Below are 18848 nucleotides of genomic sequence, written 5' to 3'. Positions count from 1 at the left end.
CAATGTAATTTCATTTATTGCAAATAACACTTCTATATATCCACATTTAATAATCACATAATATGAAACCTCATTTTATGTAATTGAATTAACCTCTCGCCCCCAATTAAGCTTTCAAAACACCTGTAAACTATATGTTTTGAATACGTATGCAATAAATTGCCGCTAAAGGATCAACCGCTCTAGTATGTAATGATTAAATAATAACAACAATATGGAGCCTTCATGCTCATACCCACAGCCGCAAACTGCCTTCAGCGTTCAGTTCAATATCAAAAACACACTCATCAGAATATGAGTTTTAAGCTTACAGCCTTGTCAATATTGGTAGGCTTGTCATTAGCAGCTTCAACTCGCGATGTCAGTGCTAAAACCGTTTCAATAACGTCACCTGATAACAATATTACTGTCAGCTTATCTGATGATGCCGATAGACCAGAATATAGCGTCACCCTTAACGGCGAACAGGTAGTAAACGCATCTCGCATGGGATTGGTTTTTGATTCTTTGGGAGAATTTGGCAGTGGTTTTAAGATCAGTAAATCTGCCACAGACAGCAATCAATCCCGCTGGCAACAACCTTGGGGCGAACGTGAATGGGTTGAAGATCATCACAATAAACTCACCACCAGCTTTAGTAATGGCGATTACCACTTTATCGTAGAATTTAAAGTGTTTGATGATGGGTTAGGCTTTAGATATCAAGTGCCAACACAAAAAGGTCTTGCCTCAGAATCCGCCTTAAACATTACCAATGAATTAACTGAGTTCTCCATTCCTGATGCCCATAATGCCACAGCATGGTGGATCCCGGGGCGCGGCTGGAATCGCTACGAATACTTATATAACACGACAACAGTAAACAAAGTCGACCGTGCTCATACCCCCTTCACTTATAAACTCGCTTCAGGCACTCATTTAAGTATTCATGAAGCGGCGCTAACTGATTATGCCGCTATGGTGTTAGATCAGCGTCGTGATGGCACCCTTAAAGCCGACTTAACTCCATGGTCAGACGGCATTTTAGTCAAAACCAAACCAGGTTTCACCACCCCGTGGCGCACCATTCAAATCGCTAAAAAAGCCACCGGCTTACTTAATTCAGATTTAATCCTTAACTTAAATGAACCCAATAAACTCGCAGATGTGTCTTGGGTTGAACCCGGTAAATACGTCGGTATTTGGTGGGGAATGCACCTTAATGAAAACACTTGGGGCTCTGGTGATAAACATGGCGCAACGACCAGCGAAACCAAACGCTACATGGACTTTGCCGCAAAATATGGCTTTGACGGGGTATTAGTTGAAGGCTGGAATCTCGGTTGGGATGGCAGTTGGTTCCATAATGGTGATGTGTTTAGTTTTACCAAGCCATATGATGATTTTGATCTGGATGCTGTCAGTGAATATGGCGCTAAACAAAACGTACGCTTAATTGGTCACCATGAAACCTCAGGCTCTGTAACGAATTACCGTAACCAAATGAGTGATGCTTATGATTTATATCAAAAGCACGGCGTTACTCAAATCAAAACCGGTTATGTCGCCGATGGCGGTGATATTAAACGCGTTGATGAAAACGGTATTACCCGCCATGAATGGCATGATGGCCAGTTTATGGTCAATGAATACCTGCACAGTATTACCGAAGCCGCAAAGCGTGGCATTAGTATTAATACTCACGAACCCGTTAAAGATACCGGTCTGCGCCGCACATATCCAAACTGGATTGCCCGAGAAGGCGCCCGCGGCCAAGAGTTTAACGCTTGGGGCACCCCGCCGAACAACCCGGAACACACAGCGATTTTGCCTTTTACTCGTATGTTGTCAGGGCCAATGGATTTCACTCCAGGGATATTTAATCTCGCGCCACAAGGGCTAGATGCAGTTAATCGGGTGCAAACAACATTAACTAAGCAATTAGCCTTGTATGTGGTGTTATACAGTCCAATTCAAATGGCGGCGGATTTACCACGTAATTATGTTGAACGCCTTGACGCCTTTCAGTTTATTCAAGATGTCCCCACCGACTGGAGTGAGAGTATTGCGGTTGCTGGTGAAGTCGGTGATTTTGTCGCCTTTGCGCGTAAAGACCGCCGCAGTGATGACTGGTACCTTGGCGCACTCACCGATGAACAAGCCCGCAGTTTTGATGTTGAATTATCATTTTTAGATAAGAATCGACAATATGAAGCACAAATTTATCGTGATGGCGCTAAAGCTAATTGGGAAACCAACCCATATGATTACGTCATTGAAACCCAAAATGTTACCGCAAATGACACTTTGGGGTTAAATCTTGCTAAAAGTGGTGGCACTGCGATTCGTTTTAAAGCGCTAAATTAACTCATTTTACTGCTCGTCTTCCCCCAAAACCTGATGGCGTTTTTGACACAACTAACGTGTTCATTGCCATCAGGTTTTTCTTGCTTTACATTGGCCTTGCTAATATCTGTTTGCTTGGCTAAACCACCTTGCTTGGTTACAAATTTGATCAGCTTTCGTTGTGCATAAATGATGAATACGTATGTAATTAGTTGTACCCAAATCCGTCACAAGGCTAATATGAAACCTGCTAAATTTCTCCTCTGCTTGTGTGGATGAAATGGGCTAGGTCGTTACTGGCGCATCACCTTCATCGGATTGTGTCAGGTTTTAAGTGCCTTTTTTACTTCAGCCTTTTTGAAGTGCAAACCAGGTCTTTGGCGAATACCCGTCTTAGGGAGATGTGTATTCGCCATTTTTTTACCTAGTACATTAGCAAACGTGATAATAAGAGTTCAGCCATGAAGTTGAACGACCTATAAAAAGGAAGATACATGTCTACCGATACTATGAGCCAAAATGTTGCCAGTGCTAATGCTCAGACTCAGACTCAGACTCAGCATCGTCAACAACCAGAGTTAAGCTTCTGGCAAATCTTTAATATGTGCTTTGGATTTTTGGGGATCCAATTTGGTTTTGCACTGCAAAATGCCAATGTCAGCCGTATTTTCCAAACGCTAGGCGCCGAAATTGATGAAATACCTATTCTTTGGATAGCAGCGCCTTTAACCGGACTCATAGTACAACCCATTATCGGTTATTTAAGTGATAACACCTGGAACGGTCTTGGCCGTCGTCGGCCGTATTTTTTAATTGGCGCAATTTGTACCACGCTGGCGTTATTTGTCATGCCGCACTCTCCTACTCTGTGGATTGCTGCCGGTATGTTGTGGATTATGGATGCATCAATCAACATCGCTATGGAGCCGTTTCGTGCTTTTGTCGGTGATAACTTGCCTAAGAGTCAACGCACTCAAGGCTATGCGATGCAAAGCTTCTTCATCGGCATTGGCGCGGTTGTTGCCTCTGCACTGCCTTATATTCTTACTAATTACTTTGATGTGGCAAACACAGCACCAGCGGGGGAAATAGCCGATTCAGTTCGTTATGCCTTCTACTTTGGTGGCGCAGTATTATTCTTAGCGGTTGGCTGGACGATTGTCAGCTCCAAAGAATATTCCCCTGAAGAAATTAGTGCATTTCATGCACATGACGATACTAATAACCAAACTGAAACCCTTGAAGATAGTCGAAGCCGCACCGCTGGGCAATATAAAACCGCAGCACTGATTTGGATGACTATTGGCGCTATTTTTACTGGGTTAGTTTATGGGCTCGGTTGGGATAAACAGTTATTTATTCTTAGTATTGGCATCTTTGCTTTTGGCCCATTACAGCTTTATTGCGCTAAGGCACTAGCTGGTATCAAGGATAAAAAACGTGACTCATTAGGTATGGTATTTAACGTCGTTGACGATTTATTTCATATGCCTAAAGCCATGCATCAACTTGCTATTGTGCAATTTTTCTCATGGTTTGCGCTGTTCGCCATGTGGATTTACACCACCTCAGCGGTAACCTCTTATCATTACGGCAGCTCTGATGTTGTGTCACAAGCGTATAACGACGGCGCTGACTGGGTCGGCATGTTATTCGCTTCATACAATGGCTTTGCCGCCCTCGCTGCTATCGTTATTCCTTTTCTCGCTAAGGCTGTAGGCATAAAGCTTACCCACACCATCAACCTAACACTGGGTGGATTAGGGCTAATTAGCTTTTACTTTATAACAGACCCACAAATGTTATGGATCCCAATGATTGGTGTCGGTATCGCTTGGGCATCAATCTTATCAGTCCCTTACGCCATGCTTTCTGGCATATTGCCACCTAAAAAAATGGGCGTGTTTATGGGCATATTTAACTTCTTTATCGTTATACCACAATTACTTGCCGCCAGTATTTTAGGTGTAATTTTAAATACCTTATTTGATGGTGAACCCATTTTTGCACTGATCACCGGTGGAGTATTTATGATTATTGCTGGTATTGCGGTGCTATTTGTTGATCAACCTAGCTCACAATTTAAAGCCTTAAAACAAGACTAATTACATTATAAATTTTTAAAAATATTTGGGGACCGTTATTCATGAGCGCTATGTTAAATATTAATAACTCACAAAAAATTAGCTTTAAAAAATCGTTTGTCGCTAAGGCGATCAATGCCGCTGTGGTGACGGGTTCATTATTGGCATTAACGGCCTGCTCTGAAGCTAAAGTTACGCCAGAACAAGCCAATCAGACAGCTGCTGAAATCACTACCATTAAGCAAGTCGCTCCTGGCGCTCCGGGTATTGATCCAACTTGGGCTTTCTCAGGTAAAACCGGTATTGGCACCTCTTATGAGCCTTATGTAAACGGTCAATACCAAAGCAGCGCTGAAAATCCACTGAGCAAAGTGTGGTTTTCCATCGCCCAAGGTGTGCTTACTGAAACCATGTATGGCTTGATCCACAATGCTCAATTAAAAGAAATGCAGTTCATCATTACTGGTGATGGCTTTGTTGATACTGAAAAACAAGACACTATCAGTAGCATCGAATATTTACATCAAGATGAACAAGGCCGACCATTATCATTAGCCTATAAAGTGATCAATAAAGCGAGAAATGGTCAGTACCAAATCGAAAAGCATATCTTTACCGATCCAAACCGCGACAGCATGATGATGAAGGTCATTTTTACCGCTTTCGCTGACGGTATTACCCCACATTTATATGCCAATCCACATGTAGATAATAGCGGCGCCAATGATATTGCCAGTGTTGAAAATGGCGCGTTAGTGGCATATACCAATAATGCTGACTCATCAGTAATGACCATCAAATCAGATGTGGCATTTACTCAAGCCAGCGCTGGATTTGTCGGAAAGTCTGATGGTTTAGTTGACCTTAAAGACAACGGTCAGCTAAATAACCTCTATAACACCACCAGCACAGATAACAGTGTTATTGGCAATGTGGCGCTTACTGCTCAATATCCAACGTTAAACAAATCAGCAGATAGCAACACCCTAGAAATGAATATTGCTATCGGCTTTGGTCACGATAAGCAAAGCAGTTTAGCCAATGTCGATGCCACACTTAATAGCGGCTATGACAAGGTATTAAGTGCTTATCTTGGCGATGACAAACATGTCGGCTGGAAAGACTATTTAAGTTCATTGCCAGTGCTTAACGACATGAGTGCTAACACCACTGATAACGGTCAACTGCTGTATACCAGTGCTTTAGTGTTAAAAGCGCAAGAAGATAAAACCCACGCAGGCGCACTAATAGCTTCACTGTCTAACCCTTGGGGTGACAGTGTTTCCGCAAAGGTGGGTAGCACAGGTTATAAAGCGGTATGGCCACGGGATTTTTATCAGTGCGCCATGGCATTTTTAGCCATGGGTGACACCCAAACCCCAAAAGTGGCTTTTGAGTATTTAAAGAAAGTACAAGTGAGTCAACAAACACCAGAATATGTCGGCACTCCAGGATGGTTTTTACAAAAAACCCACGTTGATGGTGAAATTGAATGGGTTGGTGTTCAGCTTGATCAAACAGCAATGCCAATAATGCTCGGTTGGAAACTATGGCAAGCGGGCGTATTAACTGATGCTGAAATCAGTCAGTGGTATACCGACATGCTTAAACCTGCGGCAGAGTTCTTAGTTACTGGCGGCAATGTAAAACTAGATTGGAATGACACCAGTATTACGCCTCCTAGTACCCAACAAGAGCGCTGGGAAGAACAAGCGGGTTTCTCCCCGTCTACCACGGCTGCGGTTATTGCAGGGCTTGTAGCCGCCGGTGATTTAGCCAAGCTTGCCAAAGATGAAGATGCTAATAAATACCTACAACTGGCGCGTAAGCTAGAAGCCAGTCTTGAATCAACAATGGTGACCACAACCGGTGAGCTTAGTCAGGACAATAAACCTTATTATGTTCGTATTAGCCCAAATGGTAATCCAAACAATGCCGACAAGTTATTAGATAACAATGGCAAACCGGGTCTTGATCAAAGAGTCATTCTTGATGGCGGTTTCTTAGAGTTAGTGCGTTATGGCGTAAAAGTCGCTAATGACAGTGTGATCCAAAACAGCGTTATGCTAATTGATGATACAAACCTTGAAGATAACCTTCGAGTTAAGTACGAATTTAAAGCCAAAGATGGCAGTTTAATTCCTGGTTTTAGACGCTATGGTAACGATGGTTATGGCGAAGATATCGTTAGCGGTTTAAGCTACGCTGAAAAAGGTAATACCGCAGATCAGCGTGGTCGCGTGTGGCCATTCTTTACCGGTGAACGTGGACACTATGAACTGGCATTAGCTAAAGCCAATGACACCCTTACCCCAGAAAGCCATCAAGCGCTCATTAACACCTATGTTCAAGGCATGGAAACCTTTGCCAATGAAGGCATGATGTTACCAGAGCAAGCTTGGGACGGTGTGGGTAACCCAACGCGTTATAACTACGCCATGGGTGATGGCACCAACTCAGCGACACCACTTGCATGGACACACGCAGAATACGTGAAACTGGTTCGCTCTATGACAGATAAAGCCGTATGGGACTATTACCCTATCGTGGCTGACAAACTGGCTAAATAACCGCAAAGGTTAACATACATTCAAAAGCCGCAAATAAAATTTGCGGCTTTTTTATGGTGCGATTGTCATCTTTGTGTTTGCCTGTGGAAATAGCAAAGAAGACAATGATTATGGCGCCAATCCTAAAGCGGTTAACACTGACGCCTAATATCGAACAACGGCTATTAGTACTAAGCTAAATTAGTTAAAAAAAGCATATTGAATTTCAATATGCTTTTTTATTTGCCCAAACAAAAATCAGACTCCTGAAACTAACTCAATTGCTGTTTTAATTTTAAGCCTGCATTTATTAACAGCAAACTAATACCGCCAGCAATAAGACCAAATAATGCGTTTAACAAGCTTGGGGTAATAGCTTGTAGTATCGCGCCCACATAAGCTAACTCCCCCGTCATTATCGCTATCTGGCTAATCTGCTCACTTACGATATGAATTCCATGGGTTAAAATGCCGCCGCCCACCATAAACATGGCAATGGTGCCGACTATGGTTAACCCTTTCATTAAATAGGGCGCGGCGGCCAGTAACCAAAAACCGATTTTATGCCATATTTTAACTAGCGCGCCGTCACCTTTTCTTTGGGTAAGGTAAAGGCCTAGATCATCAATTTTTACAATCCCTGCCACTAAGCCATACACCCCTACCGTCATAATCACAGCTATAACGCTTAAGGTTAAAAACTGGCTCATTAAACTACTTTGAGAAACAACACCGAGGCTTATCGCTATAATTTCAGCGGAAAGCACAAAGTCAGTTCTAATAGCACCTTGCACTTTTACTTTTTCAAACTGCTCAATATCGTGCTGGCTTTTTTCTACAATTTGCTCATCTGATACCAGCGTTTGCTTATCTTTGCGATGTACATAACTATGATGCACCTTTTCAAAACCTTCGTAGCATAAAAAGATGCCGCCAAACATCAGTAAAGGGGTGATAGCCCAAGGAATAAAAGCGCTGATAAGCAAAGCGGCCGGAACCAAAATGACTTTGTTTTTAAAAGAGCCTTTAGCCACAGCCCATACCACGGGTAACTCGCGTTCTGATGCAACACCAGACACTTGCTGTGCATTAAGGGCTAAATCATCGCCTAATACCCCTGCGGTTTTTCTTGCGGCGATTTTACTCATTGCAGCAACATCATCGAGTATCGTTGCTATATCATCGAGTAAAACTAATAAGCTTGCACCCGCCATAATGGCTTCCTTGTTGTGTTATCTAACAGTTCAGTTAAAAGGCATATTGCCACAATAGACCAAAGGTATCGAAATCGTTACCTATCCGCGTTATAACGCCAGTATTAGCATATATTTTCATGCTGTGCTGTCGATTAAAGGCCAATGAATATGTCAGCCCAAAGCGTGAGTTATCTTGAGCATCGTCGGCATCAATACCATTCTTGGTTGTTTCACCGCCAAAGAAGTAATTGGCACTTAATGATAACCATTGGCCACGGGCGATACTGTAAATGATATGTCCTTGCAGATTATATTGAGGCTGTTTCTCTAATGTGACTTGGTTATAAAAAGCATCGTTATCAGTATAGAGTCGAATCGAGCCCATTGCGCTGTAATACCAGTTACCGATGCGATAGGACATACCCAATCCAGGTCTAAATACCCATTGATTTGAACTGGCATTAATTAATTTATCTTGATCATATGAGCCAATAGGCAGACTTATTTGTAAACTTGTTCCCATCACTAAGCCTTCGCTGTACTGAGCAAAGTCCTTAGGGGAAACCGCTGGCGCGCCGTAAAAATTCCACGTTAATCGGACAGTTGGATCGCCATAACCACAACGATCAGCTTCTACAAATTCACCTAAGTAATTTGCACTGCCTTGCATACAAATTCGTGAAGCGGACATGTCGAGTTTTGATGAGCGCCCGGCAATGGCAAAGCTTGTGGCATAACCCACTACTGCAGCATCAAGTGAGAGCTGGGCATCTTTGAGGGGCACGGAAGGTGATGGTGATAATTTGCCTTCAGAGTGTAAATACCCAAGGGCTACAAAGTGCATGCCAACAGGAATATTGGTGTAACTTCTTGGTTCTAAGTCTTGGGCTTTAATTGATAATGGAAATAGTGACAGTGCGATGAACAATAGGATGAGCAATAGCAAGGTTAATGGCCAGTTAAATAACTGACGCCAAGAGTGTCGAGTCTCAATAACCTGTAAAAATACACCTTTAAATGTCACATTATTATCCATAATAATTTTCAAACCAGCTATAAAAATAATAGCTGGTTGAGTGTTATTCCGTCAGTATTTATCTGATTAGCTTTGCTCTTGCTCTTGCTCTGTCGTACCACATGATTGACGCACCACTAAATTAGTCGGAATAAGTTGCGGCGCCACCTCTTTCCCTCTAATGAGTTTTAGCAAACTTTCAACCAGGATCTCGCCGGCTAATTTAGTATTTTGCCTAACTGTCGTTAGCGCCGGATTAGCAAAACTCGCCACGGGAATATCATCATAGCCCACCACCACGATATCTTCAGGTACCCTCACGCCCCGTTGCTTTAAGGCGCGTATGGCGCCAATTGCAATTAAATCACTGGCGGCAAAAATAGCCTCAAATGGATGACCACTATCCAATAAATTAATGGCCGCATCAAAACCTGAGCTTTCAGTGCTAATGGCATCAAACTGAATATTTTTATTGGCTTTAATGGCTACTTTTTTTAATGCATCGACATGACCTAGATAACGGTCTCTAAACTCTGGGCTATGCTCAGATGCATCGCCTAAAAAGGCAATATTTTGCTTATTTAACGAAATAATATGTTCTGTGGCTATCACCCCACCTTGGTGATTGTCACAGCCTATTGATAACACTTCTTTGTGGTTGGGCTCTGCGCCCCAAATGACAAAGTGGGTATTTTGCTCCAGCAGCTTTTGTAGTTTGTGCCCATAATCCACATAATCGCCATAACCTAATAATATAATGCCATCGGCTTTATTACTGTCTTCATAATCGGCATGCCAGTCGCTAGAAAGCTGCTGAAAAGACACCAGCAAATCATAACCTTGCTGCGCCGTAGCGCGGGTTATAGAGCCTAGCATCGATAAGAAAAACGGATTGATTAACGATTCATCGTTGGTGGGATCTTCACAAATCAATAATGCCAGCGTGTAACTATTTTGAGTACGTAAATTACTGGCGTTTTTATCAACTTTATAGTTAAGTTCTTTCGCAATAGCTTGAATACGTTGCCTTGTTTCAAGATTGACTAAGGGACTATTTCTCAGCGCACGAGAAACAGTCGATTGAGATACACCCGCTTTGTAAGCAATATCAATTGAAGTAGCTTTAGATGTCATATTCGCATCACGCCTTTATTATAGTTTTTTAGGTACTCTGTTATTGTTTATACCTAAAATGACATTAACAATCACCGTTTAATTACTTTTATAAACCTAATTCAGTTAGCAGATCATCAGCTTCATTAGTAACAGCAACTGCCGCACTTGTCGCAGCCAAATGACCAGCCTGCTTATTAGCACGATTGCCATGGCTTTCAATTAAAGCATCAGGGTCTATATCTTCATCCATGGCAAACTCTTTAAGTTTGATAAACTCCGTTTTATCCATGGCAAATTCAAGATAAAAGATATGATTATCTGCCGTTCTAAAGGTCACTCTTCGAGAAACGGCCTCATCTAAATTGGTATCGATTGATATAGTCAGCTCTTTATTGATAGTCAACATTTTAGGCTGGCTTTGACTGATAGAGGTTTGTAATTCCTTAGAAATGGTTTTAATGAAATTACCCAGAATTTGATTCATTAATTCGCCCATCACATTGGCAACATCATCAGATGTATGTGAAATGGCTAGTTCAGATTCCGGCATTCCCATGTTAAGCATGTAGCGACGGTAAATTTCTATGGCCGCTTCTTTGGTGAAATTGATCACCACTAAGCCAGAAAAACCACCATCAAATATAGAGAAACAACCAAGATCTGGCTTTAAACAGGTGCGAGTGATGTTTTGCACCATACCGGCATGCGTCACTTGACTGTCGCTGGTGCTTGAAAGTACATGGGTTACTGAGTGACATAGCTTGAGTAAAATATCATCAGTAGTAACGACTTGTAGAGAATTCATAACAATGTTTTCCTTGTTTTACAATTGCTTCATTTTAGGCTTATCGCTCAACAAATCAAAGTTAAAACATTTCATTAGCAAAAATAAATACCCACACCAACAAATGCTCAATAAAAGCAAATATTTTTAATGGTTTAGATCAATATAATTAAACTTTCCCCCAGCTAGTAATGTATCATTTTGTACAAAACCGTCATTAGCTCACAAAAAACTACATAATTTGTTATTTATATAACAATTTATGACAATATTTTGCTAATAAATGTTTACCTAAATACATAAGGTCAAAAATGATTTCCTTTCTACGGCAATTAACAATTTTAAAACGCCTTTTTATAATGCTAGGCCTAGCAGCTGTTGGTACTGTCATTTTTGCCAGCTTCTCGATTAATGAGCAGTACAACAATTTATTAAAGCAAAAACATCTACAACTTGATGCACAAGTTTCCACGGCTGTATCGATGCTTGATGCACTGAGCGCCAACAAGCTAACTGTTGATAATGACACTAATGAACATCAAAAATTAGCCGAGCAAGCACTCTCAATTATCAATGATATCCGCTACCTGACAGATGATGCCTATATTGTATTCAACCAAGAAGGCCGCGTGATCAGCTTTCCAGCTAACGACTCAAATTTGGGCCGCAGCGCAGAATCATTTATTGCAGCTGATGGCAGCCAGCCCTTTGTGACGTTAATAACTGAAGCTAAAACAAACATTACTGCCCATTTGGATTATCAAGGCAGTGAAGGATATTCTAGTAAAGTTGAAACCATTTTGGCTGAAGCGCATTTTTATCCGCAATGGGGCTGGACCATTATCGCGCAAGCAAGCGCCGCCGATGTTAATGAGAGTATGGGCAGTGTGCTTATTAATTATTTGATTATTATGTTGTTAATCTCTATTCCAATTTTCGGCTTCTTTTTATTGCTTAATGTATCAATCACTTCACCGATTAATGCAGCCATTGCAGCTATGGAAGATATTGCTAAAGGTGAAGGTGATTTATCTAAACGCTTAGATAATAGTGGTAATGACGAAGTGGCCAAAATGGCCGATGCCTTTAATGCATTTGTCGAAAAAATTTCAACTATGGTGGCCAACTTAAAACCCTTAGGTACTGAGCTAGATACCGATGCGCAGCAGTTACTGGTCGCCGTGGAAGAGTCCAACCAAAGCGCTGAGCTCATCCACAGTGAAACCCAAAGTGTTGCCACTGCCGTTAATCAAATGTTAGCCACCACCAATGATATGGCGCAAAACACCTATCAAGCTGCAGATGGTGCCAACAACGTTAAACAACAAGCGCAGCAGTCTCAGCAGTTTATGCAGCAAACGGTAAATGAAACTGAAATACTGGTGACTGAACTTAAAAATGCAGAAAGCGTTACTCATGAGTTAGGTAAATCTTCAGTTGAGATCAGCAGCATTTTAGACACCATTGGCGCCATTGCAGATCAAACCAATTTATTAGCATTAAACGCAGCCATTGAAGCGGCGCGGGCCGGTGAAAATGGGCGCGGTTTTGCTGTCGTTGCCGATGAAGTTCGCGCCCTTGCCACCCGCACCCAAGCCTCTACAAATGAAATTAATAAAATTATTACTCAGATCCACAATGGCGTTGAACATGTCATCAAAAGTAATACTGAAACCCAGCAGCAATCTGAGCAATTACAAACTAAAGCGATCCAATCGCAACAAGCGATGACAGAAATCTTAACCGTGATTGCCAGTATCAGTGATATGAACTCGCAGCTTGCCAGTGCTACCGAAGAGCAGTCCCATGTCACCGCCGAAATTAGCCGCAACATTAGTACTATTTCAGAGCTTACTGAGGTTGCAGTAAAGACCAATGAAACTAATAGCCAAGCTGCGCAGTCATTACAGCACATCAGTCAACATGTGACTCAAACCTTAAGTCAGTTTAAGACCTAATAATTTGTTGATTTAAGTCTTAATAAAATCGTAAACCCGCTATTAGCCTTGGCGGGTTTACGTTATTATCATTTGTATTATTAATGCTAAGAGCGTAACTTCAATGTCCGATAGAATCTATTATGAAAAAACCGTTACCATTATCGCTCCCCATGGCATTCATACTCGACCTGCAGCTTTATTAGTAAAAGCGGCAAAAACCTTTGACTGTGATGTCATTGTCGAATGTAATGGTAAACAGGCCAGTGCCAAAAGTTTGTTTAAATTACAAACCTTAGGATTATATTTAGGTCAATCAGTTAAGGTCTTTGCCGAAGGGGAAAAGGCAGAAGAAGCCGTTGAGACTGTGTCAGAATTACTCATCACCTTAAGTTAGTAGGATAACATTTACAGGAAGTCATATGGCGGTATCAGGTATTGTAGTGTCTCCAGGAATAGCATTTGGTAAAGCTATTCATATTAATCTGCACCACTCAAAAGTGGACTATAGACTCCTGCCTGTCGCTCAAATTGCTCAAGAATGTGAAAAAGTCTCCAAAGCGATTATCTTCCTAAGCCAATATTTAACTGATTGTCAGCAACACCTTACCGCAGACAGTGAGCATTTTAACCTCATCGATGCTGACATCATGTTACTGCAAGATGATGATTTAGCCGCTGAACTGGAAAAATACATCACTCGATTTCGTTTTTCAGCAGAAGTCTCAATTGAACGGGTATTTGCTCAACATGCCGATGAACTGGCTCAGCTAGACGATCCTTATATGGCGAATCGCAGCAATGATGTTATTTGCTTAGGCAAAAGGCTGATGGCTGCGGTAAATGGTACCTTGCTGTGGGACGTGTCTAAGTTAACTGAAAATGCCATTTTACTGGCTGAAGACCTCACCCCAGCTGAATTTGCAACAATTCCGTTAAACAAAATCAAAGGCATAGTGCTCAAAACCGGGGGGCTTACCAGCCATACGGCTATTTTAGCCAAGGCGGCCGGTATTCCAGCACTGCTCAGTTGTCAGTTTGACAATTTCAATATAAATGATGGTAGCCCGCTTATTTTAGATGGCATTAGTGGTGAATTACACATTAATCCTACTGACGCTATTAGCCAACAATTACAGTTAAAGTCAGCTCAAGAAATCCAGCGTCGTCAAGCACTAAAACAATATATCGACCAAGACAGTATCACCCAAGATGGCCATCCGGTGTGCTTACTCGCCAATGTCAGTAGTTTAAATGATGTTAGCCAAATACAAGATGCGGGCGCTGCGGGCATAGGTTTATTCCGCACCGAGTTTTTACTCATGCAAGTGGATAGCGTCCCCGATGAAAAACAACAGTTTCATTTATACTGCGATGCGCTGCATAGCTTAAATGGCAAGGTACTGACCATACGTACCTTCGATATTGGCGCAGACAAAGAAATCCCCTGCCTAAGTCAAGATTATGAAGACAACCCAGCACTGGGCGTTCGAGGGATCCGCTACAGTTTGCAGCACAGATCGCTATTTAGTACGCAAATTAAAGCCGTGCTACGGGCCGCTAACCATGGCCGAGTTCGGCTATTATTTCCTATGGTCAATCAAATAGAAGAATTAGAGCAAGCATTTGAAATTATTGACTGGTGTAAGCAGCAATTAATTGAAGAGGAAAAAGGCTTTGGTGAGATCAATATCGGCATTATGGTTGAAACACCTGCTGCAATATTAAATTTACCCCACCTATTACCTCAGTTAGACTTTATCAGTATTGGTAGTAATGATTTAACCCAATATACCCTTGCTGCAGATCGAGGTAACCCAGAGCTGGTTAAGGATTATCCCCCCGTATCACCTGCAATGATCAAATTTATCAAAATGGCGGTTGATGAATGTAAAGCGCATCAAACCAAAGTCTGCTTGTGCGGAGAATTGGCCAGCGAGCCCAAACTCATCAGCTTACTGGTGGGTTTAGGGATTGATGAGTTAAGCGTTAACAGCGCCAGTTTATTGGATGTCAAAGCCACCATATGTAATGGCAATTACGCCCAGTTTACTCAACAAGCTCAGCAAGCATTAACCTTAAGTCATATTGACCAGCTCAACGAATTATTAAATTAATAACAACGATAGCGATGTGTCATCGTTAACTATTTTAAACATCGAAATAATCATAATAAAAGAGGCTGCATGTAATGGGATTTTTAAGCCGTATACGCAGATTAATATCAGGACAACCGACCTTAACCGGTGGGATCAAAGTCTACGCGCCAATTTCTGGCGAGCTAGTTGATATCGAGAAAGTACCAGATGTAGTTTTTGCCGAAAAAATCGTCGGTGATGGTCTTGCGATTAACCCAACGGGAAAACTCATCCTCGCGCCGATTGACGGCACCATAGGTAAAATTTTTGAAACAAACCACGCATTCAGTATTGAGTCACCCCAAGGACTCGAGCTATTTGTGCATTTTGGGGTCGGCACGGTCGAATTGCGCGGTAATGGCTTTAAACGACTCGCTGAAGAAGGCCAACAAGTTAAAGTCGGCGAACCCATTTTAGAATTTGATTTAGACTATCTAACCGATCAAGTTGAAAGCCTATTAACCCCTGTTGTGCTTGCTAACATGGAAGATGTGCAATATTTAGATAAAGCCCAAGGCGCAGTAATTGCTGGGAAAGACGTTATATTTACCGTTGAATTATAAAGTTAGCAGCAACATAATGACCATTACACCACCATACTGGGAAATCAAACAAAAATGAGTAGTAGTGTTATTTTCGGAATAAAAAATTGCGATACCGTACGTAAAGCCCGTAAGTGGTTAGAAGCAGAAAACCAACCTTTTAGCTTTCACGATTTTAGAGAACAAGGTATCGATGCCAAAACCATTACTCAGTGGACTGAATTAGCTGACTGGGAATTATTATTTAATAAACGCAGCACCAGTTTTCGTGCCTTAACTGATGCCCAAAAAGACGGCATAGATAAACAAAAGGCCATCGCCTTGATGGTTGAACACCCAACCTTGATTAAGCGTCCCGTCCTTATTCAAAATAATAAGATCCTTATTGGCTTTAAAGCCGCAGATTATCAAGCGTGGTTTAACTAATGACTCAAGACGTTTTAGCATTAACCAAAGAGCTAATCTCACGCCCTTCTGTGACGCCATTAGATGAAGGTTGTCAAACCTTAATGGCTGAGCGCCTTGAAGCTGCTGGGTTTAACATTGAACCTATGGTATTTGAAGACACCACGAATATGTGGGCAAGACGAGGCAATGAAGCGCCAGTGTTTTGTTTTGCTGGCCACACCGATGTGGTGCCCGCGGGCGATTTAAATAAATGGCACACCCCACCTTTTGAACCTACGGTTATAGATGATTATATTCATGGCCGCGGCGCAGCTGATATGAAAGGTTCACTGGCTGCAATGACTATTGCTACCGAACGGTTTGTGGCAAAGCACCCCGATCATAAAGGCTCCATCGCATTTTTAATCACCAGTGATGAAGAAGGTCCATTCATTAATGGCACCACCCGGGTTATTGATACCCTTGAAGCTCGCAATGAAAAAATTACCTGGTCATTGGTTGGCGAGCCTTCATCGACCCATAAGTTAGGCGATATTGTAAAAAATGGCCGCCGAGGCAGCTTAACCGGTAATCTTACCATTCATGGCATTCAAGGCCATGTTGCCTACCCGCACCTTGCAGACAACCCAATCCATAAAGCCTCACCCGCATTAGCTGAACTTGCGCAAATGCATTGGGACAATGGCAATGAGTTCTTTCCGCCAACCAGCTTTCAAATAGCTAATATTAATGGTGGTACCGGGGCGTCGAATGTGATTCCAGGAGAGCTAGAGGTGATGTTTAACTTTAGGTATTCAACAGAAGTCACTGCTGAAGAGCTAATTAAACGCGTGCTCAACATCTTAGATGCCCATGGCTTAAATTATGAAATTGATTGGGTGTATAACGGCCTGCCTTTTCTTACCGGCGGCGGACCATTACTTGAGGCCACTAAAGCCGCAATTTTAGAAGTCACCGGTTATGAAACCGATCCTCAAACAACTGGTGGCACCTCTGATGGACGCTTTATTGCACCAACAGGCGCACAGGTTATCGAATTAGGTCCGGTAAATGCGACCATTCATAAGGTCAATGAATGCGTGAAAGTATCAGATTTAGAAGTCTTAGCCCTATGCTATGAGTCTATATTGGAAAAACTTTTGTGCTAAATGTTGATATCAACAATCCAGCCCTTTATGGGCTGGATAAATCACAACTTGTCACTGTACAAGGCCATTTACTGACTCAAAAAACCGCTGACGCATTTGGCCAAATGCAGCAACACGCAGCCCTTGATGGTATTGCCATTGAGCTGTGTTCGGCTCACCGCAGTTTTGACAAACAAGCTGCGATTTGGAACGCCAAAGCCCAAGGCAAACGGATTCTTTTAGACCTCAACAATCAAGTCATGGATAGTCAAAACCTCACTGACGATCAACTTGTTGATGCGATTTTAAATTGGTCAGCCCTACCCGGCGCATCACGCCACCACTGGGGCACTGACATTGATGTCTTCGATGGCAATAACATTAACCGCCAACAACTAAAATTAATTAGTGATGAATACTTAATTGACGGCCCCTGCGGCGCCCTTTCAGTATGGCTGCAACATCATGCTCAACAGTACGGCTTTTATTTACCTTATCAAGCGGGATGCAGTGGTGTGAGTCCAGAACCTTGGCATTTAAGCTATTTTCCTGAATCTAGCCTTTATTTAGCCCAATACGATCGCAAAAGCCTCAAACAACTGTTGTCTAATTCAAATATCTCATTAAAATCAGCGCTGATAAAACGACTCGATGAATTAGTCGACCGCTATGTGTTTTTTGTCGCAGATGCGCCGAAGTGATTTTTAGGTATTTTAAGCCGATTAAATCAGTATCAAACACTAGATCTGATAAGTTTATCCTTGTATCCGCAGATTATTTTTATATTGTTAACCTTTATTGAGACCATTCATGCCTAATCAAAGCCAGACCTTTGCTATTAATGAACAGCCGCTACATTTTATTGATCAAGGCCAAGGTCCTGTCATCTTATTTATCCATGGCTTCCTCAGTGATAGCCAGCAATGGCAGCCGCAAATAGAATTATTTAGCCAATCTCATCGCTGTATTGCGGTTGATTTATGGGCTCACGGTCAATCAGGTGCATTACCTCATGGCACCACATCTTTAGTCACTATCGCTCATCATTGCTTATCCTTATTAGCCCATTTAAATATTGATCAGTGTATGGTTATTGGTAATGGCTGCGGCGGCGCCATTGCAGCAGAAATGGTCTTAGCCCATCCTAAAACCATTTCAAAATTAGTCCTAGCCAACAGTTTTATTGGCTTTGAACCACAGGTTAACAGTGCTAAATACCAATTATGGATTGATGAGCTTTGCGCAGCTAAACAATGCAGTGAAACACTCGCCGATACGATAAGCAGCCAGTTTTTTGCTGAAACAGCTGATTCTCAAGCATTAATGGCTAACTTTAACCAACAATTGATGGGGTTATCAGCTCAACGCATTGAACAACTTAGCTTGTTTGCGCCGTTAGTATTTTATAAACGTGACAGCTTAGAATTAGCAGAGCAATTCACCCTGCCATGCTTAATTCTCATTGGTTCACAAAATAAATTGCGCACCCCGCTTGAAGCCTATTTAATGCAAGACTGTATTAGCGCCAGTAAACAGCTGCAGATCAGTAACGCTGGCCACATGTGTAATCAAGAACAAGCAGACGAATTTAACCAGCTTTTACACGCTTTTTTATAAAGCCTAAAAC

15 protein-coding genes are annotated in these 18848 nt (G+C 42.1%); 11 read left to right on the top strand and 4 right to left on the bottom strand.

The annotated features are described in order from the left end of the window. Positions 1 to 225 precede the first annotated feature (225 nt). From BM739_RS04710 to BM739_RS04700, 3 genes are all read left to right on the top strand, one after another. Positions 226 to 2346 carry a glycoside hydrolase family 97 protein gene (locus BM739_RS04710; protein WP_076537824.1) on the top strand — a complete coding sequence of 707 codons (2121 nt, stop codon included), beginning with the start codon at positions 226 to 228 and terminating at the stop codon, positions 2344 to 2346. Between the two features lie 488 nt (positions 2347 to 2834). Next, positions 2835 to 4430 carry an MFS transporter gene (locus tag BM739_RS04705; RefSeq protein ID WP_175609487.1) on the top strand — a complete coding sequence of 532 codons (1596 nt, stop codon included), beginning with the start codon at positions 2835 to 2837 and terminating at the stop codon, positions 4428 to 4430. A 41-nt stretch (positions 4431 to 4471) separates the two neighbouring features. Continuing rightward, positions 4472 to 6979, top strand: coding sequence for a glycoside hydrolase family 15 protein (locus BM739_RS04700; protein ID WP_076537818.1), 2508 nt, complete (start codon positions 4472 to 4474; stop codon positions 6977 to 6979). A gap of 251 nt (positions 6980 to 7230) precedes the next feature. Here the strand turns inward: BM739_RS04700 and BM739_RS04695 are convergent, their stop codons facing one another. From BM739_RS04695 to BM739_RS04680, 4 genes are all read right to left on the bottom strand, one after another. Continuing rightward, positions 7231 to 8172 (bottom strand): DUF808 domain-containing protein, encoded by a 942-nt coding sequence (locus BM739_RS04695; RefSeq protein WP_076537815.1) that lies wholly within the window; start codon positions 8170 to 8172, stop codon positions 7231 to 7233. Between the two features lie 34 nt (positions 8173 to 8206). Further along, entirely contained in the window at positions 8207 to 9178 is a 972-nt protein-coding gene (locus BM739_RS04690; RefSeq protein WP_254843464.1) for a transporter, read from the bottom strand. A 78-nt stretch (positions 9179 to 9256) separates the two neighbouring features. Beyond that, on the bottom strand, positions 9257 to 10303 hold the full coding sequence (locus tag BM739_RS04685) for a LacI family DNA-binding transcriptional regulator (protein WP_076537812.1): 1047 nt from the start codon (positions 10301 to 10303) through the stop codon (positions 9257 to 9259). A gap of 88 nt (positions 10304 to 10391) precedes the next feature. After that, on the bottom strand, positions 10392 to 11090 hold the full coding sequence (locus BM739_RS04680) for a DUF3334 family protein (protein WP_076537809.1): 699 nt from the start codon (positions 11088 to 11090) through the stop codon (positions 10392 to 10394). 290 nt (positions 11091 to 11380) lie between these two features. Here BM739_RS04680 and BM739_RS04675 point away from each other — a divergent pair, with 290 nt between their 5' ends. From BM739_RS04675 to BM739_RS04640, 8 genes are all read left to right on the top strand, one after another. Then, positions 11381 to 13027 (top strand): methyl-accepting chemotaxis protein, encoded by a 1647-nt coding sequence (locus tag BM739_RS04675; protein ID WP_076537806.1) that lies wholly within the window; start codon positions 11381 to 11383, stop codon positions 13025 to 13027. Positions 13028 to 13130: 103 nt separating this feature from the next. After that, the gene (locus BM739_RS04670) at positions 13131 to 13403 is read left to right on the top strand and encodes an HPr family phosphocarrier protein (RefSeq protein ID WP_076537804.1); all 273 of its coding nucleotides are present in this window, start codon (positions 13131 to 13133) and stop codon (positions 13401 to 13403) included. Positions 13404 to 13428: 25 nt separating this feature from the next. Beyond that, positions 13429 to 15123 carry a phosphoenolpyruvate--protein phosphotransferase gene (gene ptsP, locus BM739_RS04665; RefSeq protein ID WP_076537801.1) on the top strand — a complete coding sequence of 565 codons (1695 nt, stop codon included), beginning with the start codon at positions 13429 to 13431 and terminating at the stop codon, positions 15121 to 15123. Between the two features lie 74 nt (positions 15124 to 15197). Continuing rightward, positions 15198 to 15707, top strand: coding sequence for a PTS glucose transporter subunit IIA (gene crr, locus BM739_RS04660; protein WP_076537798.1), 510 nt, complete (start codon positions 15198 to 15200; stop codon positions 15705 to 15707). A gap of 54 nt (positions 15708 to 15761) precedes the next feature. Next, positions 15762 to 16112: an arsenate reductase gene (locus tag BM739_RS04655; protein WP_076537795.1), complete on the top strand. Its 351-nt coding sequence runs from the start codon at positions 15762 to 15764 to the stop codon at positions 16110 to 16112. Continuing rightward, positions 16112 to 17242 (top strand): succinyl-diaminopimelate desuccinylase, encoded by a 1131-nt coding sequence (gene dapE / locus BM739_RS04650; protein ID WP_076537792.1) that lies wholly within the window; start codon positions 16112 to 16114, stop codon positions 17240 to 17242. The genes BM739_RS04655 and dapE overlap by 1 nt, the downstream gene beginning before the upstream one ends. Continuing rightward, a complete protein-coding gene (locus BM739_RS04645; RefSeq protein WP_076537789.1) occupies positions 17236 to 17922 on the top strand; it encodes a M15 family metallopeptidase in 687 nt (228 codons plus the stop codon). Before dapE ends, BM739_RS04645 begins: the two co-directional genes overlap by 7 nt. A 109-nt stretch (positions 17923 to 18031) precedes the next feature. Then, positions 18032 to 18838 carry an alpha/beta fold hydrolase gene (locus tag BM739_RS04640; RefSeq protein WP_076537786.1) on the top strand — a complete coding sequence of 269 codons (807 nt, stop codon included), beginning with the start codon at positions 18032 to 18034 and terminating at the stop codon, positions 18836 to 18838. Positions 18839 to 18848 lie beyond the last annotated feature (10 nt).

Origin of the sequence: Shewanella sp. UCD-KL21 (assembly GCF_001957135.1) — a bacterium.
Classification (GTDB): domain Bacteria; phylum Pseudomonadota; class Gammaproteobacteria; order Enterobacterales; family Shewanellaceae; genus Shewanella.
Note: the sequence above shows the minus strand (reverse complement) of the source record. Positions and strands in the feature narration are given on the sequence as shown.

Excerpts from the sequence above, each read along its gene's own strand:
- BM739_RS04710 (WP_076537824.1), top strand. The coding sequence starts at position 226 with ATGCTCATACCCACAGCCGCAAACTGCCTTCAGCGTTCAGTTCAATAT.
- BM739_RS04705 (WP_175609487.1), top strand. The coding sequence starts at position 2,835 with ATGAGCCAAAATGTTGCCAGTGCTAATGCTCAGACTCAGACTCAGACT.
- BM739_RS04700 (WP_076537818.1), top strand. The coding sequence starts at position 4,472 with ATGAGCGCTATGTTAAATATTAATAACTCACAAAAAATTAGCTTTAAA.
- BM739_RS04695 (WP_076537815.1), bottom strand. The coding sequence starts at position 8,172 with ATGGCGGGTGCAAGCTTATTAGTTTTACTCGATGATATAGCAACGATA.
- BM739_RS04685 (WP_076537812.1), bottom strand. The coding sequence starts at position 10,303 with ATGACATCTAAAGCTACTTCAATTGATATTGCTTACAAAGCGGGTGTA.
- BM739_RS04680 (WP_076537809.1), bottom strand. The coding sequence starts at position 11,090 with ATGAATTCTCTACAAGTCGTTACTACTGATGATATTTTACTCAAGCTA.
- BM739_RS04675 (WP_076537806.1), top strand. The coding sequence starts at position 11,381 with ATGATTTCCTTTCTACGGCAATTAACAATTTTAAAACGCCTTTTTATA.
- BM739_RS04670 (WP_076537804.1), top strand. The coding sequence starts at position 13,131 with ATGTCCGATAGAATCTATTATGAAAAAACCGTTACCATTATCGCTCCC.
- ptsP (WP_076537801.1), top strand. The coding sequence starts at position 13,429 with ATGGCGGTATCAGGTATTGTAGTGTCTCCAGGAATAGCATTTGGTAAA.
- crr (WP_076537798.1), top strand. The coding sequence starts at position 15,198 with ATGGGATTTTTAAGCCGTATACGCAGATTAATATCAGGACAACCGACC.
- BM739_RS04655 (WP_076537795.1), top strand. The coding sequence starts at position 15,762 with ATGAGTAGTAGTGTTATTTTCGGAATAAAAAATTGCGATACCGTACGT.
- dapE (WP_076537792.1), top strand. The coding sequence starts at position 16,112 with ATGACTCAAGACGTTTTAGCATTAACCAAAGAGCTAATCTCACGCCCT.
- BM739_RS04640 (WP_076537786.1), top strand. The coding sequence starts at position 18,032 with ATGCCTAATCAAAGCCAGACCTTTGCTATTAATGAACAGCCGCTACAT.